Annotated in this window: 25 protein-coding genes; 14 read left to right on the forward strand and 11 right to left on the reverse strand. The window is 61.1% G+C overall.

Annotated features, from left to right (window positions below; all coding sequences use genetic code 11):
• Positions 1–48: 48 nt before the first annotated feature.
• A complete protein-coding gene (locus tag ACX3M4_RS19315; RefSeq protein WP_459354613.1) occupies positions 49–909 on the forward strand; it encodes an alpha/beta fold hydrolase in 861 nt (286 codons plus the stop codon).
• Between the two features lie 225 nt (positions 910–1,134).
• Positions 1,135–1,587, forward strand: a complete 453-nt coding sequence (locus ACX3M4_RS19320; protein WP_459354614.1) for a DoxX family protein — start codon at positions 1,135–1,137, stop codon at positions 1,585–1,587.
• A gap of 89 nt (positions 1,588–1,676) precedes the next feature.
• On the opposite strand, the gene ACX3M4_RS19325 is transcribed toward ACX3M4_RS19320, so the two are convergent.
• Both ACX3M4_RS19325 and ACX3M4_RS19330 read right to left on the reverse strand, forming a co-directional pair.
• Positions 1,677–2,069 carry a VOC family protein gene (locus ACX3M4_RS19325; protein ID WP_459354615.1) on the reverse strand — a complete coding sequence of 131 codons (393 nt, stop codon included), beginning with the start codon at positions 2,067–2,069 and terminating at the stop codon, positions 1,677–1,679.
• 87 nt (positions 2,070–2,156) lie between these two features.
• On the reverse strand, positions 2,157–3,161 hold the full coding sequence (locus ACX3M4_RS19330; protein ID WP_459354616.1) for a GlxA family transcriptional regulator: 1,005 nt from the start codon (positions 3,159–3,161) through the stop codon (positions 2,157–2,159).
• A gap of 66 nt (positions 3,162–3,227) precedes the next feature.
• Between ACX3M4_RS19330 and ACX3M4_RS19335 the strand changes: the two genes are divergently transcribed.
• Together ACX3M4_RS19335 and ACX3M4_RS19340 are read left to right on the forward strand one after the other, a co-directional pair.
• Positions 3,228–3,542, forward strand: a complete 315-nt coding sequence (locus tag ACX3M4_RS19335; RefSeq protein WP_459354617.1) for a DUF1272 domain-containing protein — start codon at positions 3,228–3,230, stop codon at positions 3,540–3,542.
• A 72-nt stretch (positions 3,543–3,614) separates the two neighbouring features.
• Complete coding sequence (locus ACX3M4_RS19340) at positions 3,615–4,649, forward strand: LLM class flavin-dependent oxidoreductase (protein WP_459354618.1); 1,035 nt, start codon at positions 3,615–3,617, stop codon at positions 4,647–4,649.
• 23 nt (positions 4,650–4,672) lie between these two features.
• Here ACX3M4_RS19340 and ACX3M4_RS19345 read toward each other — a convergent pair whose 3' ends face one another.
• Positions 4,673–4,873 (reverse strand): hypothetical protein, encoded by a 201-nt coding sequence (locus ACX3M4_RS19345; protein WP_459354619.1) that lies wholly within the window; start codon positions 4,871–4,873, stop codon positions 4,673–4,675.
• 330 nt (positions 4,874–5,203) lie between these two features.
• On the opposite strand from ACX3M4_RS19345, the gene ACX3M4_RS19350 reads away from it, so the two are divergent.
• Positions 5,204–5,875: an exopolysaccharide biosynthesis protein gene (locus ACX3M4_RS19350; protein ID WP_459354620.1), complete on the forward strand. Its 672-nt coding sequence runs from the start codon at positions 5,204–5,206 to the stop codon at positions 5,873–5,875.
• A gap of 122 nt (positions 5,876–5,997) precedes the next feature.
• On the opposite strand, the gene ACX3M4_RS19355 is transcribed toward ACX3M4_RS19350, so the two are convergent.
• Positions 5,998–6,999 (reverse strand): TerC family protein, encoded by a 1,002-nt coding sequence (locus ACX3M4_RS19355; protein WP_459354621.1) that lies wholly within the window; start codon positions 6,997–6,999, stop codon positions 5,998–6,000.
• Positions 7,000–7,208: 209 nt separating this feature from the next.
• Complete coding sequence (locus tag ACX3M4_RS19360) at positions 7,209–7,769, reverse strand: hypothetical protein (protein WP_459354622.1); 561 nt, start codon at positions 7,767–7,769, stop codon at positions 7,209–7,211.
• Between ACX3M4_RS19360 and ACX3M4_RS19365 the strand changes: the two genes are divergently transcribed.
• Positions 7,768–8,064: a hypothetical protein gene (locus ACX3M4_RS19365; RefSeq protein WP_459354623.1), complete on the forward strand. Its 297-nt coding sequence runs from the start codon at positions 7,768–7,770 to the stop codon at positions 8,062–8,064. The genes ACX3M4_RS19360 and ACX3M4_RS19365 overlap by 2 nt on opposite strands.
• 311 nt (positions 8,065–8,375) lie before the next feature.
• Complete coding sequence (locus ACX3M4_RS19370; protein WP_459354624.1) at positions 8,376–9,056, forward strand: hypothetical protein; 681 nt, start codon at positions 8,376–8,378, stop codon at positions 9,054–9,056.
• Positions 9,057–9,145: 89 nt separating this feature from the next.
• Here the strand turns inward: ACX3M4_RS19370 and ACX3M4_RS19375 are convergent, their stop codons facing one another.
• The 3 genes from ACX3M4_RS19375 to yddG all read right to left on the reverse strand — a co-directional run bounded on the left by ACX3M4_RS19375 (position 9,146) and on the right by yddG (position 11,300).
• On the reverse strand, positions 9,146–9,352 hold the full coding sequence (locus tag ACX3M4_RS19375; protein WP_459354625.1) for a DUF1737 domain-containing protein: 207 nt from the start codon (positions 9,350–9,352) through the stop codon (positions 9,146–9,148).
• An 18-nt stretch (positions 9,353–9,370) separates the two neighbouring features.
• The gene (locus ACX3M4_RS19380) at positions 9,371–10,255 is read right to left on the reverse strand and encodes an HpcH/HpaI aldolase/citrate lyase family protein (RefSeq protein WP_459354626.1); all 885 of its coding nucleotides are present in this window, start codon (positions 10,253–10,255) and stop codon (positions 9,371–9,373) included.
• Positions 10,256–10,352: 97 nt separating this feature from the next.
• On the reverse strand, positions 10,353–11,300 hold the full coding sequence (yddG, locus tag ACX3M4_RS19385) for an aromatic amino acid exporter YddG (RefSeq protein WP_459354627.1): 948 nt from the start codon (positions 11,298–11,300) through the stop codon (positions 10,353–10,355).
• A 165-nt stretch (positions 11,301–11,465) separates the two neighbouring features.
• Here yddG and ACX3M4_RS19390 point away from each other — a divergent pair, with 165 nt between their 5' ends.
• The gene (locus tag ACX3M4_RS19390) at positions 11,466–11,927 is read left to right on the forward strand and encodes a GNAT family N-acetyltransferase (RefSeq protein ID WP_459354628.1); all 462 of its coding nucleotides are present in this window, start codon (positions 11,466–11,468) and stop codon (positions 11,925–11,927) included.
• 12 nt (positions 11,928–11,939) lie between these two features.
• Here the strand turns inward: ACX3M4_RS19390 and ACX3M4_RS19395 are convergent, their stop codons facing one another.
• Positions 11,940–13,028: a DUF2125 domain-containing protein gene (locus ACX3M4_RS19395; RefSeq protein ID WP_459354629.1), complete on the reverse strand. Its 1,089-nt coding sequence runs from the start codon at positions 13,026–13,028 to the stop codon at positions 11,940–11,942.
• Positions 13,029–13,167: 139 nt separating this feature from the next.
• Here ACX3M4_RS19395 and ACX3M4_RS19400 point away from each other — a divergent pair, with 139 nt between their 5' ends.
• Positions 13,168–13,698, forward strand: coding sequence for a gamma-glutamylcyclotransferase (locus ACX3M4_RS19400; protein WP_459354630.1), 531 nt, complete (start codon positions 13,168–13,170; stop codon positions 13,696–13,698).
• Between the two features lie 24 nt (positions 13,699–13,722).
• Here ACX3M4_RS19400 and ACX3M4_RS19405 read toward each other — a convergent pair whose 3' ends face one another.
• On the reverse strand, positions 13,723–14,628 hold the full coding sequence (locus ACX3M4_RS19405) for a polyprenyl synthetase family protein (RefSeq protein ID WP_459354631.1): 906 nt from the start codon (positions 14,626–14,628) through the stop codon (positions 13,723–13,725).
• A 148-nt stretch (positions 14,629–14,776) separates the two neighbouring features.
• Between ACX3M4_RS19405 and ACX3M4_RS19410 the strand changes: the two genes are divergently transcribed.
• From ACX3M4_RS19410 to ACX3M4_RS19425, 4 genes are all read left to right on the forward strand, one after another.
• Positions 14,777–15,997, forward strand: coding sequence for a class I SAM-dependent methyltransferase (locus ACX3M4_RS19410; RefSeq protein WP_459354632.1), 1,221 nt, complete (start codon positions 14,777–14,779; stop codon positions 15,995–15,997).
• Positions 15,984–16,727, forward strand: coding sequence for a monofunctional biosynthetic peptidoglycan transglycosylase (mtgA, locus tag ACX3M4_RS19415; protein ID WP_459354633.1), 744 nt, complete (start codon positions 15,984–15,986; stop codon positions 16,725–16,727). The genes ACX3M4_RS19410 and mtgA overlap by 14 nt, the downstream gene beginning before the upstream one ends.
• A 181-nt stretch (positions 16,728–16,908) precedes the next feature.
• Positions 16,909–17,094, forward strand: coding sequence for a 50S ribosomal protein L32 (gene rpmF, locus ACX3M4_RS19420; protein WP_094072957.1), 186 nt, complete (start codon positions 16,909–16,911; stop codon positions 17,092–17,094).
• 198 nt (positions 17,095–17,292) lie between these two features.
• Positions 17,293–17,715 (forward strand): hypothetical protein, encoded by a 423-nt coding sequence (locus ACX3M4_RS19425; protein ID WP_459354634.1) that lies wholly within the window; start codon positions 17,293–17,295, stop codon positions 17,713–17,715.
• Positions 17,716–17,930: 215 nt separating this feature from the next.
• Here the strand turns inward: ACX3M4_RS19425 and ACX3M4_RS19430 are convergent, their stop codons facing one another.
• On the reverse strand, positions 17,931–18,572 hold the full coding sequence (locus ACX3M4_RS19430; RefSeq protein WP_459354635.1) for a septation protein A: 642 nt from the start codon (positions 18,570–18,572) through the stop codon (positions 17,931–17,933).
• Between the two features lie 158 nt (positions 18,573–18,730).
• Here ACX3M4_RS19430 and ACX3M4_RS19435 point away from each other — a divergent pair, with 158 nt between their 5' ends.
• On the forward strand, positions 18,731–19,474 hold the full coding sequence (locus tag ACX3M4_RS19435) for a DUF3299 domain-containing protein (protein WP_459354636.1): 744 nt from the start codon (positions 18,731–18,733) through the stop codon (positions 19,472–19,474).

Consider the following 19,474-nt stretch of genomic DNA (forward strand, 5'->3'; position numbering starts at 1 on the left):
GGGAGGGCAATTCCCCTGGCTCAGACGGAAAGAGCTAAGGAGACGGACATGCTCGAGAAGACAGCAGACTACGACGCCCTGACGGCCCCGACCCAATTCATCGAGACCGGTGGCAGAACACTCGCTTATCGCTCCATCGGCGAAGGCAAACCGATCCTTCTGGCGACGCGCTTCCGAGGCACACTGGACCTCTGGGATCCGGCCTTCCTGAACGCGCTCGCAAGCAACGGTTTTCGGGTCATCACCTTCGATTATTCCGGCCTTGGTCAGTCGACCGGCACCCCCAGCTATAATCCGCTGGAGATGGCGGCCGATCCCCGCGACCTCATCCAGGCGCTTGGCCTTAAGGATGTGACGTTGCTTGGCTGGTCCATCGGCGGCATGGCGGCCCAGGTGGCGTTGACGCTCTATCCGCAGGAGATCACCAGTCTCGTGCTGGTCGGCTCAACGCCTCCCGGCGATCTCGTCAAGCCGGCCGAGCAGCTTTTCTATGACCTTGCCGGCAAGGAGGTGAATGACTTCGAGGATGTGGTCGCCCTGTTCTTCGAACCGAAATCCGCGGCCAGCCGCGCGGCAGCCAGCCGGTCTCAAACCCGCATCGAAGCGCGCAAGGGCGATGTCAGCGCGTCCGTTCCGGTCGACTTCGCCCGCAGGCGGATCGCAGGCGGCCCGGCCAATCCGGCGTTTCCGGCCCCGCCAGTGCTCGACATGCTGAAGACGACGAGTGTGCCGATCCTGCATATCGGCGGCGACCACGACATCATCTTCCCGGTCGAGAACTGGTACGCGCTGAACGAAGTCCTGCCGACGGTAACCCTGGTGACCTACCCCAGCGCCGGTCACGGACCGCAGCATCAGCACCCGGAGATGACCGCCGACATCATCGCCAGCTTCGTCCGCAACGGCTGAGCGTCATGGTAAGGCGCGTGAAGGCGATATTCCTTCACGCGCCCCAAGAAACGATCCTGCAGTTCTCCAGAATCGCCAGGTTGTAAGCAGACGCAAGACCATATTGTTCATGAATATCGAACAATATGGTCTTAGATCTCTGACTTATCACTATCTGAATAAACGTTATCTTGTACTCATCACCGGGCCACAAAGGAAACGGCCCGAACTCAAGGAGACTTTGAAATGGCAAATCTCGATGTAACTCATGCCGCGAATTCGGTCGGCACTTCACTCACCCGCAGCCTTGACGGCGCTGTGCCGCTGGCCGCCCGTCTGTTGATCGCGCCGCTGTTCCTGCTGTCCGGCATTTCCAAGCTGGGGTCTGCGGAAGCCACCATCGGCTGGATCGATGCGGCGGGCCTCCCCTTCGCAACGCTCGCCTATCTGGGCGCAGTGACGGTCGAAATTCTCGGCAGCCTGGCGCTGATCGCCGGTTTCCAGACCCGTCTTGTGGCAGCAGTCATGGCGCTCTTTACGATTGCCGCCGCGCTGGCATTTCATAACCAGCTGGGCGACCAGAACCAGTTCATCCACTTCTTCAAGAACATCTCGATCGCCGGCGGCCTGCTGCAGATCGTGGCTTTCGGCGCCGGCCGCTACAGCCTCGATGCGCTGATCGGACGGTCCCGCACGTAAGCCAGCACGACAACATCCAGACCAAACGCTTCACGGCCTCCGCTCATCCCGGAGGCCGTGCGCGTTTTCGGTCGGGAATTTGGCTGAGATCAACCGCCTGTCCGCGTCTTGATCGGCACGGAGACATTCAGTTTGTTTCCGTCAGGATCGCGCACATAGGCGCCGTAATAGTCCGGGTGATAATCGCGCGGTCCCGGCGCCCCTTCGTCGGTGCCGCCACAGCGCAGTGCGGTGGCGTGAAAAGCGTTCACCGCTTCGGCGTCAGCCGCATGGAACATCACCTGGGTGCCGTTGCCGAAGGTGGCCTTGCCGTCGTCATAGGGGATCAGCACGAACAGCGTGATGCGTCCGTCAGGCCCCGCATAGCCGCGTTCGCGCGGCTCGACAAAGACGCAGGTCATGCCGATGGTGGCTAGCACTGCGTCATAAAACGCGGCGGCGGCTTCAAGGTCGTTGGTGCCGATGCAAACTCCGGACAGCATTTTTGATTTTCACCTGCTGGGTTGGCCACCCCTGATCAGGGCGGCAGCGCGGTCAGGCGCCGCTCTTAGCACGGCCGGCCGCAGCCGCTAAGGCCTTTCCGCTGCCGGGCCGAAGCGGGTCTGATAGCCGGAGGGCGGGATGCCTCGGTTGCGCTGGAAAGCCCGGCGCATCTGTTCGGCATTGGAAAAGCCGGCAAGGTAAGGCAGTTCGGCCAGAGGCGCATCGCCGCGCTGCAGGATCTCGCAGGCATGGTCGACCCGCAGCCGCTCGACGAACCTTGCCGGGCTCATCGAAAAGCTGGCGGTGAAGACCCGCGAAAAATTGCGCTCACTCATGCAGGCCATCGCCGCAAGCCTTGGCACCGACAGATCCTGGGTGAGATCCTCCAGCATGCGCGTGACGAGACCGGAAAACCTGCCGTCTCCGGTCTTCATCTGGGTCTTGAGCGCGGCGCTGAACTGGCTCTGGCCGCCCGTGCGGCGAACCGGAAGCACCAGCGAGCGGGCGATGCGCAGGGCTTCCGTCCGGCCGAGGTCTTCTTCCACCATCGCCAGTGCCATGTCGATCCCGGCGGTAACACCCGCCGAGGTCCAGATGCCGCCGTCTTCGGCATAGATCGCGTTTTCCTGCACATCGACCTGCGGATGCGCTCTGGCGAGATGCCGGCAGCCCTCCCAATGGGTCGTCGCGCGCCGTCCGTCCAGAAACCCGCCGGCGGCGAGGATGAAGGCACCGAGGCAAATGGAGCCGACGCGCCGGCTCTTGCCGGCATTCTCCTTGAGAAAGTTCAGCATCTGCGGCGAGCGGGCAGCCTCCAGCGCGCTGTCGCCGCCCGAGACGAGCAGCGTGTCTGCAGGCCCTTTCGCGTAGTCGATAAAGGATACTGTTTCCAGGGAAACGCCTGTGTCGGTCACGACAGGTCCGCCCAGCTCCGAGACCAGGTCCGTGACATAAGCCTTTGCACCATCGGTCGTGCGGGCGTCGTTGAAAACCTGAAGCGGGCCGCAGACATCGAGCAGCTTTGTCCGGTTGAAGAGAACAAATGCGATCCGGATCGGGGTTTGGGAAGACTTGGCATAAAACGAGGGCATAAAGGCATTTATGCCAAAGGCGATCGCATGCATCAATAGCGGCGGACCATTTCCGGGAGTTGAGACATGCTCGAGCTGCGCCCCAATTGCGAACTCTGCGACTGTGACCTGCCGCCCAGTTCGCCGGAGGCCATGATCTGTACCTATGAATGCACCTATTGCACCACCTGTGTGGAGACCGTGCTGCACGATGTCTGCCCGAAATGCGGCGGCAATTTCGTGCCCCGGCCACTCCGGCCTGTAACGGCATGGCGCCCGGACCGGCGCCTGGGTCTCGGGCATCACCCGGCCGGTACAAATCGGGTGCACACCCCCTTCACCCTGGAAGAGATCAAGGCCTTTGTGGACCGCCTGCGCGTTCTGCCGCCGCAGGAGCGATAGCAGGGAGCTTGCGGCGCGGAGGCCTTGGCTGCAGCGGCTGCAGTTCCTAAATGGGGAGCAACGGAGATCCCCATGCAACGCTATTCCCTTCTCGATCTGTCACCGGTGCCGGAGGGCGGAACCGCCGCGGATGCCCTTGCCAACGCGGCCGATCTGGCGCGTGCCGCGGAAAAGGCCGGCTATCACCGCTACTGGCTTGCCGAGCATCACAACATGCCCGGCATTGCCAGTGCGGCAACCTCTGTCGTCATCGGCCAGGTTGCCGCTGCGACCCAAAGGATGCGCGTCGGTGCGGGCGGCATCATGCTGCCCAACCACGCGCCACTGGTGATTGCAGAACAGTTCGGCACGCTGGCGACGCTGTTTCCGGGCCGGATCGATCTCGGGCTCGGACGCGCGCCCGGCACCGACATGGCAACGGCAAGGGCCCTGCGCCGTCACCTTGCCGGAGAGGACAACTTTCCGCAGGACGTTCAGGAACTGATGGCCTATTTCGGCGATCGCCGTGAGGATACGCGCGTTCGCGCCTTTCCGGGCGAAGGCACTCATGTTCCGGTGTGGATCCTCGGCTCCAGCCTCTACGGGGCGCAGCTCGCTGCAGCCCTCGGCCTGCCATACGCCTTCGCGTCGCACTTTGCGCCGCAGATGCTGGGTGAAGCGCTCGACATCTACCGCAGCACCTTCCGGCCCTCCGCAGCATTGCCGGAGCCCTATGCGATGATCGCCGCCGGGGTCTTTGTGGCCGATACGGATGAAGAGGCGCGGTTCCTGCGGTCCTCGCAGATCCTGGCCTTTGCCCGGCTACGCCTGGGCAATCCCGGCAAATTGCCCCATCCGGTGAGGGATGTGAGCGCCGAGATCCCGCCGCAGGTGCTGTCCCAGGTGGACCTTGCCCTCTCCTGTTCGGCGACCGGGTCGCCTGCGACAGTCCGTGAGCAACTGAAAGGGATCGTCGGCCGCTACCAGCCGGACGAGCTGATGATCACGGGCATGATCCACGATCACAGTGCCCGCGTTCGCTCGTTCGAGCTTGCCGCAGGGGTGCTGAGAGACCTGGTGGAAGAGCAGGGAAATTCTTCGCAAGTCCGGCCGCAGGTGCTTGCGTGATGCACAACCGTGCCGCTCGTCTCCTAGATGCGCACAGGGTGCGGCGATGCTGAATCGGGCGGGGCGGACTGAAGCTTGAGCTCGGTCTCCAGATACCAGTCCCGAAGGTCGGTGGTGAGACTGCCGAGAGACAGGATCCGGACCAGCCCCTCGAAGAGGCAGATCAGGCCGAGCGCCAGGGCATGGCGCAGATGCCGCTGACGCGAGCGACGCAGTAGTTTCATGGTAGTGGGCTTGGTGACCTTTCTCAGCCCGACGAACCGGCCTTTGACTGCCGGCTTTGACTTCGTGAGCCTGACGCGATGAGATATGGCGATGGCAAAACCGACTTCAAGACGGACAACAACCCGACTGTAAATTTTTTTTCGATGCGGAAAAGGGTTGCCTTCCAGGAACTTAAGACAGCAAACGGGTGGCGGGAAATGAAGGGCGCTGCAGCAAAATCCGGCTCATAACCACAAAGCAGCAATTGAAAAGCCACAAACCTTCAGTATCTCTGGAGGTGACGGCGATGTGTTGCCGTCTCTAATTGGAGGCGGGCCTGGCCCCCTGACATGGACAACGTCAACGACAAGTCCCTTAGTCCCATCTCTATCCTGTTCCCGGAAAATGGACGCCGGTTGTCACGGATACTTGCCGACTTGCTTGAAGACGGCAGCCGAGAACGCGTTTCGGTTGGGGATATTCTGGCAGGGTGTGGGCAGCGCGCCTTCGGCGCGATGATATTCCTGTTTGCCGTTCCCAACCTGCTACCGGTCACTATCCCGGGGGTCTCGGCCCTGTTCGGGGCACCGCTCCTGTTTATCACATGGCAGCTGGCATATGGACGCGGGACCGTGTGGCTCCCGGCCTTTATCTCGAAGAGATCGTTCGCACGCAAGGACTTCGAGAAAATCGTCAATGCGACCCTGCCTTTCCTGAAGAGAATTGAAAAAGTCGCCAGACCCCGTCTGGCCCTGTTGACCACGCCAACCTGTGAGCGGTTCATCGGCCTCGTCGGCCTCCTGCTGGCGATGATAATCTTTTTGCCCATTCCCTTTGGCAACATGTTGCCGGGCCTGGCACTTGCGCTGCTGGCCCTTGGAATACTGGAGCGCGACGGCCTGGCGGTACTTGCCGGTCTGGTTGCCGCTCTGGCGGGCTTCGTCCTGGTTTCAGGCGTGGTCTACGGTCTCGTCTGGGCAGCGTTTTACCTGTTGCAGGATATTCTTTTGAAGTTTGCCTAGGGCGCTTCAATCGAACGGCGGCAAGTGCCGGTTCTGCATGCCTTGCCGGTTCTGCACGCCTTGCCGGGCGGGCGAAACCGCGCAAACGGCAAGCAGCAAGGACGTTTTGTACGGGTACCGGGTCAGTGCAGAGGGTCCGGATCGGGCCCCGCCTGGGTATTGGCAGCGTCAACTGGTCTGACCTTTCTGGACGACCAGAGAGAAACGAGTATTCCTCCGCCAATCAGCGTGAGCGTCACAGTCAGCGAAAGGGCCGGCGGGAATTTCTCCAGGCCAAACAGATCCGCGACGAATATCTTGCTGCCGATGAAGATCAGGACAAGCGACAGGGCGTATTTGAGATAATCGAAACGGTCGATCATCACGAGAAGCACGAAGTAAAGCGCGCGCAGTCCGAGAATTGCGAAAATGTTCGAGGTGTAGACCAGATAGGGTTCTGTGGTGATCGAGAAGATTGCGGGAATGGAATCGACGGCAAAGATAAGGTCGGCGATTTCCACCATGCAAAGGGTCAGAAACAAAGGTGTTGCGACGAGACGGCCGTCCAGGCGGACGAAGAACCTGCATTCATGCAGCCGGTCACTCAGAGGAAGCCATCGGCGCAGAAGCTTCAATGCCGGGTTGCACGCGACATCATAGTGTTCGCCTTGTCCCATGAGCATCTTTATGCCCGTGGCCACGAGAAAGGCCGCAAAGAGATAAAGCACCCATTCGAATTGGGTCACAACCGCGGTTCCCGCGCCAATCATTATGCCGCGCAGAACGATGACCCCAAGAATGCCGTAGACCAGGACCCTGTGCTGATAGGCCTGCGGAATGGCAAAGTAGGAAAAGATGCAGGCGATCACGAAGACGTTGTCGAGTGACAGGCTCTTTTCGACCACGAAACCCGTCAGGTACAACATGGCGGCCTGGGGCCCGATCATCTGCCAGATCCAGAGGCTGAAGAGAAGGCCGAGGCCGATATAGAAGCCGGAAAGCAGCAAGCTTTCCTTCAGGGTGGGTTTGTGCGGACGCCGATGGAGCACACCGAGGTCAAACGCCAGCAATGCCAGGACGAGGGTCAGGAACAACCCCCACATCCACACTGGCTCCCCCATCACTTTGATAAGCAACAGGTCCATTCGAGATATCCTAAAGCGCCGCCGTCGACACCTGGCACGGAAGGGCTGAGAGCGCGTGCAGGGTGCTCGCAGTGCGAGCCGACATCACATGGGAACTCGAAATCCTCTATGCAAGCCGCTCTTAAGAAAAATCTAGAGATCTATTTGCTTGATCTAAGTTAAGTCTCATGGATCTGCGGCGTATTCTTCTGAATCGCGTGCGCGTTTAACTAAATAGCGGCAAAATAGCGGCGGCGGATGCCGTGCCTTAAATATTTTTCGTCTAATTGCAAAGCGATATGGCGAAAAATATCTCTTGAGCAGGCGACGAAAACACAGGTGGAACAGTGTTTCGGCTCGCTTTCAAACATTCGGCAAAACGCTCGGATGTACTTCGGATTTAAACCATGCTTCCTGAACATCAAGGTGCAGTGATCGCACGCCAAACGCGTTTGATCACTTTCGGCAGTGTGTTCGCTGCCGTGTCGGCAACTGTCCTCATCGATACACTGATCCTGACTTTTGCTTTCCTCATCCTTTGGTCGCTCGGCGGGTACCTTGTCTTGTCCCTGTTGCCGTTCGCTGTCTTGAGCCTCCTGATCCTGGTTCCGACAGTCTGGGCCTGCGTCAAGGTTGCCATGCTCGCCTTCGACGCCGAAACCGACCCGGCCAATCACTGATGGGAGATCCGGCACGGGTCCCTGAGTCAGGTTGAAACGATCGCCTTGTGCACCGCAGGCGAGCCGGCAATGCCGGTTCGCTACCCCCGCAGAAAGATCAGGTGAAATCATGCACGCACTGCTCGGAACCTTTTTCATTGTCACGAGCGCGATCTATTTCGGTCTCGCGCTGCTGCTTCTTCGGAAGACCCGCATCGGGACAGGCGGTTTTAGCGAACCGGTCTCGACATTTCTTGCGTTGACCTGGACATTGCTCACAGCCTTTGCGCTCGCCGAGGTGACGCAGTTCGGGCTCGACTGGAAAATCGAGCTTGGCACTCTTGGTGCAAGCGTCCTCGCAGGGCTCGGTGCAACCTGTGTTGCGGCTTTCGCAGCGACGGGTTGGCTCGTCCGGCGGGCGCATTAGCTTGCGACAGTGGCGAATTGACTTCCCTGTGTCTTGCTCGGGCGGGTTCGTCCGTTCGAAAACCCGGCTCTCGTAAGGTGACGATTGTAAGTAGTCTCACTAATGTACGAGTGTCTCTTTGGATACTGTTGATGCAAAAATGCAACCCCGGAGGAGTAATTGTGGAGAATTTGGTGTAAAATTAAGTGTAATATTTCTTGTATCAACCTTTGGTTTTTAATGCAATTTCCCGCTCGGATTTGAGAGATCCTGATAAATCGGATATAATACTTGCCGATTAGAACCACTTCACGGATCGTCCGAGGTCGATCATGCTCCGGTTTGCAATTCTCATCGTCGTGACTGGGATGCTGGCGCCTGCTGCCTCCGCAGCTTCCTATTGCCCCGGTGCCATCGCGACGGTTACCGGTGCGGGCCTGAATTCAATCTTGCTTCCCAAACTGGAAACCCTCTATCGGCAGCTGGGATGCGAGCTGACCGTTCTGCCCTTTCCTGGCAGGCGCGGTGTCGTGGAATTCAACGCCGGCAACGTCAGCGGAGAACTTTATCGCCTTCCCGTAATCGAAGGATCCTATACGGTCGACTTCGTGCGTTCGGCAGTGCCGGTTCTGGAAGTTCAGCAATCCATCTGGACGCATCCGAAAAGGGAGCTGAGCGAAGACAGCGTCATCGGATACACGATCGGCAGGAAGTGGCAGGAAGATGTCGCCGCCAGTGAAAGTGATCGCTACCGGTTCGTCGAATATTCAACGAGCGGGGAAATGCTCGATGATTTTACCCGCTTTGGGCTGGACGGTTTTCTGGCAAGTCTGCTGGCGGTCGACGCGCTTGTGAAGGATGGCAACCTCTCGGAGATGCCGGTGATGGCACGGCTTATCGGGGTTACGCAGGTCTACCATTATCTCGAGGCCGGCCACACGCCCTTCATGACGGATCTGTCCGGCCTGATCGGGAACGGGTCCTCGGCCCTGAATACCGCCTCTACCAACTGATCGGCTTCGCAGGCACTTTCTGCAAGCGCACGCCCGGCCGGAGCCGGACGTGCGATGTTGTGGATCCTTTTCTGCCCCTCGGGACCGGCTCAGTATTCGCCGAGCTTGATGTCGCGTGAATATTCAGCGCCTTCGACTTCCTTCGTCACCGCCTGGCCGCAGATGGTCGCGCCACGCGTGGCGTCATAGGTGAGCGAAGGCGAACCGGCCAGCTGCCAGCCCTTGTTCAGCGCCTGGGTGACCCGGTGGCAGAATTCGCTGTCGTCGATGCCGGTGATGAAGCGGTAGAGTTTCATGAAGGTCTCTCGTAAATCTCAGGTTCGGGCGGCAATGGCATCGGCAATAGCGATGACCCGCTTGCCCATCTCAGCATGTAGCCTTTCCACCATCTTGCCGTCCACCTGGATTGCACCCTTGCCGGCATTCTCAGGCTCGTCGAAAAGCGCGTTGATGCGGCGGGCCCAGTTTACCTCGTCTTCCGAGGGGCTGAAGGCCGCGTGGCAGGGTGCGATCTGCTTCGGGTGGATCAGCGTCTTGCCGTCCATTCCCATCTCCGCACCTTGCGCGCACTCACTGGCAAAGCCTTCCTCGTCCTGAAAGGCGTTGTAGACCCCGTCGAGGATGTCGATGCCGCCGGCGCGGGCCGCGGCAACGCAGGTCATCAGCCAGGGCATCATCACCGCGCGGCCGGGGGTAAGCCTGGCACGGGTTTCCTTGGCAAGGTCGTTTGTGCCCATGACGAAGCAGGAAAGGCGCACGGCAGGGTCTTGTCCGCAGGCGCCGATGGCGCCGGCATTCAGCATTGCCAGCGGCGTTTCCATCATCGCCCAGATCTTCAGCTTGGGCGACGCGCCGAGAAGCGACAGTTTATGGGCGACGAGCTGCAGATCCGCCGGAGCATTCACCTTGGGCACCAGGATGGCATCGGGGTCCGCCTTGACCGCCGCGGCCAGATCGTCCTCGCCCCAGGGGGTCTCCATGCCGTTGATGCGGATGACCACCTCGCGTTCGCCATAACCGCCTGCGGTCACCGCGTCGACGATCTGCGTCCGTGCCAGATCCTTGGCATCGGGGGCGACCGCGTCCTCAAGGTCGAGCAGCAGGCAGTCCACATCCAGCGTCCGCGCCTTTTCCAATGCCCTGGCATTGGAGCCGGGCATGTAGAGGGCGGAGCGGCGGGGTCTGAGAGGTGCGGTCATGGAACGGTCCTGAGCTTCGGCGAAACGGAATTCCGGTTAAGCTAATGGAAGGGAGCGACAAGGGGAATTCGCCGAAGGGGGGAGGCCTGCGCTTCATTCAAGCAGGTTCCGTTTCCTTGCGGGCTTTTCCAGCGGACGGTCTGAACAGCATGTCCTTGGCCGCAATCACCGCGCCGAGCGTGATGGCAAGGCAGGCAATGCCGACTGAGATCGTCAGCGCGCCGAAGCCGAAGGCGATCAGCAGCAGGGTGGAGAGCAGAGGCGCGGAATATGCGGCCGCGCCCAGAACTTGGATGTCGCCACGCTTGACACCGATGTCCCAGGTAAAAAACGCCAGTCCGATCGGAAACACCGCAAGCGCCAGGACCGAAGCCCATTCCAGCGGCGCGGCGGGCCAGACCGTTTCCTCCAGGAATATGTGGCAGATACCGGAGAGCAGCGCCGTCATCAGGCAGAATCCGGCGACGGCTTCGGTCGGCACCTTGCCGAGGCGGCGCGAGAGAACCGAATAGCTGGACCAGAACAGCGACGAGGCGACAGCCGCGCCATAGCCGAGCGCTGAACCGCCGGAAAAGGAGAGGCCCTTGTCGCCGGCAATCAGCAGTGCCGCACCGGCAAGGCCGAGCACCGTACCGATAACGTGATGAAGGCGCAGCCGCTCGCCGGGCAGAAGTGCCGAGAACAGCACGATCAGCAGCGGCCAGGTGTAGTTGATGAGGTTCGCCTGCACCGGCGGCGCATTGCGGATCGCGGTGAAATAGAAGAAGTGGAAGCCGAAGAGGCCGATGGTGCCGAAGGCCCAGACGCCGATCGGCTGGCGCAGAAGCCTTGTCCGGCCGGTCGCCACAAGCCAGACCAGGGCGGCGGTTCCGGAGAAACCGAAGCAGAGCGTGTTCATGAGGAAAGGGGGAACGTTGCCCGATCCGGCTCCGAAAAGCCCGAGCGTTGCCCACATCAGCACCGCTGTCAGCCCAATCAGGGTCGCCCTCAACCTTTGCCTGTCCGCCATGACCTCTGCCTGTTTGTCGTTGCTGCTGTCGCTCATGGCATGAATAGCGGGTCCGCGAAAGGCCGGAAAACGAAAGTTCCGGCCGGAAGCCGCAGGCGAAGTCATGTCGCAGCCCGCCAGGAATTGAAGTCCTTGATCCGTTCACCGTTTTCGGGACATGGTGGGGAGAACACCTCAATCGATTTGCTTTCCGGGGACTTCATGACGACACCGCAAATCAGAGCCCTAAGGCTGGATGATGCCCATCAGCTTGCGCCGCTTATCGCCGAAAACGCCCAGGCGCTGAAACGCGGTGCGCCCCGCCGGCCGGACGACTATTATGCCGAGCGCATTCTCAGCGACAAGATTGCGGAAGTTCTGGGCGCTTTCGACGGCGACAAGCTGATCGGTTTCGCGGTCTTCTTCGACCTGCCGGAACTCATCACGGGCCTCAGGATCGGCCAGATGGACGATATCTATGTCCATCCGGACCACCGCAACCAGGGCATCGCCCGCAAGATGATCGAGACGCTGACCACCATGGGCAAGAACCGCGGCTGGCTGCATCTGCGCTGGATCGTGCCGGGCAAGAACACGCCGGCGGTCGCGCTTTACGAAAAGATCGCCGAGCCCGACCACCGCAAGAGCTATATCATCCCGATTGACCGCATCGCCGGCGACTGACGCCGGCTGGCATCAGATCCCGGCAGCAAATAGCGGCGGGATCTGGCCGACCGGCAGGAAACCGACTCGAACGAGGCCACGGTCGATGGCGACGGGCAGGGTAATCGTCTTGATGCCGTCGACCTCCGTTGCCGCCGGCTCGAGGCTCTTCACGATGTTTTCAAGCAGCGAATAGGTCCGCTCGTCCCGCGGCAGGAGCGGCTTCAGCGTTTGCAGCAGCTTGTCCGCATTGCCGATGTCGAGCTTGAGCGACCCGGTCAAGAGGCCGTCGCCGGCAAGCACCAGATCGCCACTCGCCACCAGGCGGCCGTCGCCGACAATTGTCTCCAGCAGAACCAGCTGAATCGGCACTTCTCCTCTTGCGAAGACCAGCGAGGCGAGGTTCGTTCCCGCCAACAGCGCCGTGCCGCCCTCGATGCGGGTGTGGCCGCGCAAGGAAATCGTCTGCTGCAGCTCGGGCAGGGACTTGAGGGCAAGATCCTCTACCGTCAGGAAGCCTTCCAGGGTCTCCGGCGCGTCCGGCACCGCGCGCAGGTGCAACTCTGTCTTTTCCGCCGCGAAGAGCCCTGCGGACACCTCGGTTTCGAAGGCCGCCTCGGGTTTTTCGATCACCGCAACCAGTGTGCCAAGGGCCGTGCTGCTGAATTTGACGCTTGCCCGGGCAGTCTCCCAGGTGAGGTCGCCCGCAATGCCGTTCACCGGAACCGTGAGCGAAGCCGGCGAGCCGGCCTCCAGGATGACGTGCCAGGGATTATAGATGAGCGCGACCGCCGCGATGCCTCCGAGCGACCCGCCGGCCCCCCAGCGGTCGGCCGATTGCAGACCGTCGCATCTGACCTCGAAGCGGAAGGGGTAGCCGGCAATGGCAAGATCGGTGCAGGTCACCTTGAGGCCCTGCGCCTCCAGCCGGATCATCTGCCGGTTGATTTCTTCTTCCAGCACCGAACGTCCATAGGCCCAGGCGGCTGACCAGCCAACGATTGCCAGCACGATCGCTGCCACCAGGAACCCGTAGCGGCGTCTGGAAGGCTTTGACGGTTTGGTCTTGGAGCCGTTTGCAATGTCTGTCTCGGTACCGGTCGCAGTGTCGTTGTCTGGCAAGGCGTCATACTCTCTGGTTTGGCCGCATGCGGCAGCCCGGACCGGGCGAAGCCAACAGGCCGGGGTGGCTGGACGTGCCATTGAATCGGCCGGTGCGGCTTGCTATCTCGGCATGTGCGGCAACAGAAGACAGGTCGATATGAGCGTTTTTTGGGTCTTTGGCTACGGTTCTTTGATGTGGAACCCGGGATTTGATCACTTGCGCGCGTCACCGGCGCTGCTCAGGGGCGCTCATCGGTCCCTGTGCGTCTACTCCTGGGTCCATCGCGGCACACAGGAACGGCCGGGTCTTGTCTTCGGCCTCGACAATGGCGGTGCCTGCCGCGGCATGGCCTATCAGGTCGCAGAAGAAATCTGGCCCCAAACCCTTGCCTATCTGCGCGCCCGCGAACAGACGACCATGGTCTACAAGGAACATTGGCACAGCATCGAGCTGGACGGCGGCGAGAAGGTCGAGGCGCTGGTCTACATGGTCGACCATGGCCACGAACAATATGCCGGTGCCCTGCCGCTGGAAGACCAGCTCGACATAGTCGTCAGCGCGGTAGGGAAGTCCGGCGCCAATCCGGAATATGTGATCAACACATCCGCCCATCTGGAAGAGATGGGCATCGAGGACAAGGGCCTTGCCTGGCTGGCGGACAAGCTCAAGGGCCTTTCTGTCAGCTGATCCGGCTTTCGCCCGTCCCGATTGTCAGTTGGTGCGGCTGACGACAAAGCCCGCGAGATCGGTCAGGACTGAGGCGCGTTTGCCGTAGGGAGCAAGCAGGCTTTCGGCCTCCTTCAGAAGGTGGCCAAGTTCCGCGCGTGTCTTCTCCGCGCCCCAGAGCCCGACCAGCGTCGCCTTGCCGGCTTCCGCATCCTTGCCGGTGGCCTTGCCCATGGTTTCCGCGCTTGCTTCCACATCCAGAAGGTCGTCGGCGAGCTGGAAGGCCAGTCCGATGACCTCGCCGAAGCGTGTCAGGCGGCTGACATCGGTATCCGGCGCATCTGCCAGGATCGCGCCCGCGCGGCAGGCATAGCGCAGCAGCGCACCTGTCTTCATCGATTGCAGCAGGCGGATCTCCGCTTCCGTGCGCTCCCGGTGCTCCGATTCCAGGTCCAGCATCTGGCCGCCGGCCATGCCGCCGATGCCGGAGGCGCGGGCAAGTTCCCGCGACAGCCGCAGGCGGACGGCGGCATCCGGATGCACCGCTTCGCCGGCAATGACGTCGAAGGCGAGGGTGAGGAGCGCGTCGCCGGCAAGGATCGCGGTGGCCTCGTCATAGGCCTTGTGCACCGTCGGCTGGCCGCGGCGCAAGTCGTCGTCGTCCATGGCGGGCAGGTCGTCATGGACCAGCGAATAACAATGGATCAGTTCCAGGGCGCAGGCCCCCTTGAGCACGCCCTCGTCCACCCGGCCGAACATCTTGGCCGTCTCCAGCACCAGCACCGGCCGCAGGCGCTTGCCGCCATTGAGCGCACCGTGGCGCATGGCGGCGATGAGGCGCGGCGGCCGCGCCGTTTCATCCACCAGGGTCTGTGGGCTGAGCAGCGTTTCCAGCGTCGCGTCGACGAACTTTGCCTGGGCGTTCAGATGCTGGTTCGGATCAAGGGTCACGGCGGGCTCCGGCACGGATCGGCAACAATTTCTACAGTCCGGGTTTCCCTGAAACCAATTCTCTGTATCGTCAAGGCTCGAATTTGAAAAAACAGCCGGAGCCGCCCGTCCAATTCTTTTCAGCCATTAAATTCCGGAGACTTTGCCAATGAGACTGCTGTCGAGCCTTTTGCGATCCTTCATCAAGCGCGGCCGCATGCGCGTGATCGACGTTGCCGGGTCCGTGCACGAATTCGGATCGGGTGAGGATGGGCCGACAGTCACCATCCGGCTGCATGACACAAAGCTCTACCGCTCCCTGTTCCTCAATCCGGAACTGGCGGCAGGCGAAGCCTATATGGACGGGACGCTGACCATGGAGGAGGGCTCGACCTGCTACGACTTCATGTTCCTCTTCTCCATCAACCGAGCCCCGCTTGGCGCCAATCCGGTCCAGGGGCTTCTGCGCAAGGGCTGGAAACTTTTCCGCCGCCGCCAGCAGCAGAACAGCGTCGAAAAGGCAAAGTCCCAGGCCCGGCACCATTATGACCTGTCGACGGATCTCTACCGGCTGTTCCTGGATGAAGGCCTTAATTACAGCTGCGCCTATTACACCTCCGCAGACGACATGCTGGAACAGGCGCAGGCGGCGAAGCTGACGCATCTGGTCGCCAAGCTCGATCTGAAGCCGGACATGGACGTGCTGGAAATCGGCGGCGGTTGGGGGTCGCTTGCCATCCGGATGGCGCAGGCGGGCGCAAGGGTGACCTCGCTCAACGTATCGCCGGAGCAGGTGAAGATCGCCGAGGAGCGCGTCAGGGCGGCAGGGCTTGAGGATCGTGTCAAATTCGTTTTGAAGGACTACCGGGAATTCGAGGGGCAATTCGACCGGATCATTTCCGTCGGCATGATGGAACATGTCGGCATCGGACACCTCGACGACTATTTCGGCCAGATCCGCAAGTGCCTGACGCCGGCCGGCTATGCGGTCGTCCATTCCATCGGCCGGATGACCCCTCCGGGAACGACCGGGCCCTTCATCCGCAAGTATATTTTTCCCGGGGGCTATGTTCCGGCGCTGTCGGAAGTCTTTGCGTCGACGGAGCGGCTCGGGTTATGGGTCTGCGATGCGGAAATTCTGCGGCTGCACTATTATTACACGATCAGAGACTGGCGCTTGCGGTTCGAAAACAACCGGTCGAAGGCGGCAGACCTCTACGATGAAACCTTCTGCCGCATGTGGGAGTTTTATCTTTATGCCGTGGAGCTGGGGTTTCTGCACGGGTCCAACATGGTCTTCCAGCTTCTCCTGTCCAAGGAGCGCGATGCCGTGCCGATCATCCGCGACTTCATTGTCGATAACGAACGGGAATTGAATGGCGAGGGTTAAACCTGCAACTGGCGAAAGGCCCGGCTCCGGCGGCGCGTCCAGACGCAAGCGCGGGCTCTATGGCACCATCCGCAAGCGCGTCCTGCAGCTGCTTCTGGTCATCGTCCTGTTGCCGCCGGTCCTCACCGTCATCTATTCCGTGGTCCCGCCCATCTCGACGCTGATGATCGCCCGCTACGCCCAGTTCCTGTGGGTCGACCGGCAATGGGTGCCGCTCGAGGAGATCTCGCCAAACCTCGTCAAAGCCGTCATCACCTCCGAGGACAGCGGCTTTTGTGAGAACCATGGCGTGGAATGGGACGCGCTGCAGGACCAGGTGGAAGCCTTGAGCGATGGCGAGAAGCCGCGCGGGGCCAGCACCATCACCATGCAGACGGCAAAGAACCTGTTCCTCTGGGGGGGGCGGTCCTACATCCGCAAAGGACTTGAGCTGCCGCTGGCGCTGATGCTGGACGCGATCCTCTCCAAGCGGCGGATCCTCGAAATCTACCTCAACATCGCCGAATGGGGCGAAGGCATCTTCGGTGCGGAAGCTGCGGCCCAGGCCTGGTTCGGCAAGAAGGCGAAGGACCTGACGGGCACCGAGGCCGCCAGACTCGCAACCGCCCTGCCCAATCCTATCGCCCGCAACCCGGCAAAACCGGGCTCCGGACACCGTCGCCTGTCGGCTACGAACCTGGCACGCGTAAAGGTCGCAGGGCCGATTTTCGATTGTGTTCTGGGGAAATAAGGGACGGCGGATGGCCTCCTGATCGGGACTGTTCTATTTAGACCAAGAATTTTTTCGCTATGGGGTGGCAAAACGTCGGCGTTGCCTGTATAACGCCGCGCATTCCAACACGCTGCGTGTCGCCACGCCCCGGGCTGACCCGGTCCGGGCCGCGCTGTTATGGACCACGGAGAAAAACAAAATGGCCGTTCCAAAGAGAAAAACCTCGCGCTCCAAGCGCGGTTTTCGCCGTTCCGCGGACGCCCTCAAGCAGCCGACTTACGTCGAGGACAAGGATTCGGGCGAACTGCGCCGTCCGCATCACGTTGACCTGAAGACCGGCATGTACCGGGGCCGTCAGATCCTTACCGCCAAGGACGAAGCATAATCCTCGCGCTCGGTTGAGCGCTGGATGACCCTTCGGTGGATCGCCGCATGGCAAACCAGATTGAGGCTGGCCTTGTTCCGACAGGCCGGCCTTTTTCTATTTTGCTGCCTTGAATTGGCTTTCAAGATCGTGTCAGCTCGCCGCACTCTGCCCTAACCTGGTCACCTCACCCTGGCCTGATTTTCCGGGAGTTGCCCAATGCGCCTTTTCTCCGCCATTCCCTTCACGCTGTTCTCGCTGCTGATCTACAACGCCCTGGCGTTCACGGCGGGCGCAAACGAGCCCGGCTTCTGGGCCCAGCCCATCATCACCATTTCCATGGTCTCCGGCGCAACGTTCGAGCTGCTGATAAGCGACGTGCTGATCACGGTCGGGCTGTTCTTCCTCTTCATCGAAATCCTGAAAGCGACCCGTATCGGCACGACGGCCCTTCTCGACCACATGTTCTCGGTGTTGGTCTTCGTTGCCTATCTGGTGGAGTTTCTGGTGCTGCAGCAGGCGGCGACGTCGCTGTTCTTCATCCTGATGGCGATTTCGCTGATCGACGTGATCGCCGGCTTTTCCATCTCCATCACCGGCGCCCGCAGGGATGTCTCTTTCGGGCATGGGGACATGCACTGAGCGCTTGTTTTAAGCAGGGCGCCGTCATCCCGGGCGCAGCGCAGCGGAGGACCGGGACCCAGGACACCGGGCGCCTGCGATTTGAACTGAGGGGATGAAGTTTCCCGGGTCCCCGCTGGAGTTTATGCCCGCGAAAGCGGGTGCGGGGATGACAACCGGGGAACAGCTAAAGTTCCGACGATCAGACGAATGAACTTCCGAAGCTCGCCCCAGCCTCAGGCGTCCTTGCCATCCTCGATGATTGCGTGTTTCTGGATCAGGGGCAGCTGGGTCAGGGTGAAGACGAGGGTGATCGGCATGATGCCGAAGACCTTGAAGCTGACCCAGAAATCGGTCGAGAAGCTGCGCCAGACGATCTCGTTGATGGCGGCCAGCACGAAGAAGAACACGCCCCAGCGGAAGGTCAGCTTGCGCCAGCCCTCGTCGGTCAGCTTGAAGGCACTGTCGAAGACATAGCCAAGCAGGGACTTGCCGAACAGGAGCCCGCCGAGCAGGACGGAACCGAAGAGGCAGTTGACGATGGTCGGCTTCAGCTTGATGAAGAGCTCGTCATGCAGCCACAGGGTCAGCGCGCCGAAGACCAGCACGACGGCGCCGGAGACCAGCGGCATGATCGGCAGGCGCCTGGTCAGCCACAGCGAGACCACCAGCGATAGGGAGATGGCCACCATGAAGGCGGCGGTCGCCAGGAAAATCGGCTTGCCCACCGCCTGCAGCAGCGGAAACATCTCGGCGATCTGCTCGCCGCGGGCATTGAAAAGGAAGAAGACGCCAAGCGGTCCCAGCTCCAGCACCAGCTTCAGAAGCGGCGACATTTCCTTGCGGGTGGGATCGTTCGGGGCGTGTTCGAATTCCATGTTTATACGTTATCCTGTTCAGGCGGTCTGATTCCGGACATAGGGGATGCAACGTGTCAGGGTCAAGAACTCTGGCTCGAATAGGCAGATAGAGCGTGCGCTTTTTGCGGCCAGACGCATTATTGCGCCTGAGTCCGGGCGCGAGGAGGCCTGAAACCATGAAACGCCTGAGCATTGTCTTCCTGGCGGTCCTGATGCTCGCATCCGGAGTGAAGGCTGCGGTGCCCATCCTCTGGGACGATCTGAAGGACCCGAAGGCGGCTCGGTTCGAGGACCCCTTTGCCGCCCTCAGCGGACCGCAGCTGCGCTCGCTCGGCACCGTGTTGCAGCTTCGTCAGCAGCTGAACGCGGCAGATGGCGGTGGAAACGCGCGTCCCGCAATCGAGCAGCGGTTGCGGCAGGAGGAGGCAAAGCTCGCGGCTGCTGGCGTCGCAACCGACACGCTTCTGGCCCAGCGGCTGGAAATCGGCAAGAAACGGGCAGCCGCAGCCCTGGCAGGCAATCCCGAGCTGGTGGGAAAAGAAATCGCGATTACCGGCTATGTCATTCCCGTTCAGGAGCCGGGCAGTGATCAGGTGGACACCGGCTACCTGGTGCCGGAACAGGGCATGTGCAGCCATGTGCCGGCTCCCGACCCGAACCAGATGATCCGCTACAGACTGCAGACAGACTGGCGGCCGGACCAGATCTACGAGCCGGTTCTTCTGACGGGCCGTCTGTCGCTCAAGACAACCAGGCAGGAAATCACGCTGCTGGACGGCCAGGTCGACATGATCGCGGCGTTCGAGCTGGAGGTGACCGATGCCCGGAGCCTTGACGAAGAAGAGGCACCCAATCCGATGAACCGGATCTGGAAGTTCTTCAAAGGTCCGGTGCCGGAGAATTCCTGGAAGCACCAATAA

Source organism: Roseibium sp. M-1, from assembly GCF_054515675.1.

Bases quoted from the DNA above. Each gene is read 5' to 3' on its own strand.
- ACX3M4_RS19330 (WP_459354616.1), bottom strand. From the start codon at position 3,161: ATGCCCTCGTTTTATGCCAAGTCTTCCCAAACCCCGATCCGGATCGCA.
- mtgA (WP_459354633.1), top strand. From the start codon at position 15,984: ATGGCGAGGGTTAAACCTGCAACTGGCGAAAGGCCCGGCTCCGGCGGC.
- ACX3M4_RS19370 (WP_459354624.1), top strand. From the start codon at position 8,376: ATGCTCCGGTTTGCAATTCTCATCGTCGTGACTGGGATGCTGGCGCCT.
- ACX3M4_RS19355 (WP_459354621.1), bottom strand. From the start codon at position 6,999: ATGGACCTGTTGCTTATCAAAGTGATGGGGGAGCCAGTGTGGATGTGG.
- ACX3M4_RS19325 (WP_459354615.1), bottom strand. From the start codon at position 2,069: ATGCTGTCCGGAGTTTGCATCGGCACCAACGACCTTGAAGCCGCCGCC.
- ACX3M4_RS19350 (WP_459354620.1), top strand. From the start codon at position 5,204: ATGGACAACGTCAACGACAAGTCCCTTAGTCCCATCTCTATCCTGTTC.
- ACX3M4_RS19335 (WP_459354617.1), top strand. From the start codon at position 3,228: ATGCTCGAGCTGCGCCCCAATTGCGAACTCTGCGACTGTGACCTGCCG.
- ACX3M4_RS19435 (WP_459354636.1), top strand. From the start codon at position 18,731: ATGAAACGCCTGAGCATTGTCTTCCTGGCGGTCCTGATGCTCGCATCC.
- ACX3M4_RS19340 (WP_459354618.1), top strand. From the start codon at position 3,615: ATGCAACGCTATTCCCTTCTCGATCTGTCACCGGTGCCGGAGGGCGGA.
- ACX3M4_RS19315 (WP_459354613.1), top strand. From the start codon at position 49: ATGCTCGAGAAGACAGCAGACTACGACGCCCTGACGGCCCCGACCCAA.
- ACX3M4_RS19400 (WP_459354630.1), top strand. From the start codon at position 13,168: ATGAGCGTTTTTTGGGTCTTTGGCTACGGTTCTTTGATGTGGAACCCG.
- ACX3M4_RS19320 (WP_459354614.1), top strand. From the start codon at position 1,135: ATGGCAAATCTCGATGTAACTCATGCCGCGAATTCGGTCGGCACTTCA.
- ACX3M4_RS19410 (WP_459354632.1), top strand. From the start codon at position 14,777: ATGAGACTGCTGTCGAGCCTTTTGCGATCCTTCATCAAGCGCGGCCGC.
- ACX3M4_RS19360 (WP_459354622.1), bottom strand. From the start codon at position 7,769: ATGATTTCACCTGATCTTTCTGCGGGGGTAGCGAACCGGCATTGCCGG.
- ACX3M4_RS19375 (WP_459354625.1), bottom strand. From the start codon at position 9,352: ATGAAACTCTACCGCTTCATCACCGGCATCGACGACAGCGAATTCTGC.
- ACX3M4_RS19365 (WP_459354623.1), top strand. From the start codon at position 7,768: ATGCACGCACTGCTCGGAACCTTTTTCATTGTCACGAGCGCGATCTAT.
- yddG (WP_459354627.1), bottom strand. From the start codon at position 11,300: ATGAGCGACAGCAGCAACGACAAACAGGCAGAGGTCATGGCGGACAGG.
- ACX3M4_RS19380 (WP_459354626.1), bottom strand. From the start codon at position 10,255: ATGACCGCACCTCTCAGACCCCGCCGCTCCGCCCTCTACATGCCCGGC.
- ACX3M4_RS19345 (WP_459354619.1), bottom strand. From the start codon at position 4,873: ATGAAACTACTGCGTCGCTCGCGTCAGCGGCATCTGCGCCATGCCCTG.
- ACX3M4_RS19390 (WP_459354628.1), top strand. From the start codon at position 11,466: ATGACGACACCGCAAATCAGAGCCCTAAGGCTGGATGATGCCCATCAG.
- ACX3M4_RS19430 (WP_459354635.1), bottom strand. From the start codon at position 18,572: ATGGAATTCGAACACGCCCCGAACGATCCCACCCGCAAGGAAATGTCG.
- rpmF (WP_094072957.1), top strand. From the start codon at position 16,909: ATGGCCGTTCCAAAGAGAAAAACCTCGCGCTCCAAGCGCGGTTTTCGC.
- ACX3M4_RS19425 (WP_459354634.1), top strand. From the start codon at position 17,293: ATGCGCCTTTTCTCCGCCATTCCCTTCACGCTGTTCTCGCTGCTGATC.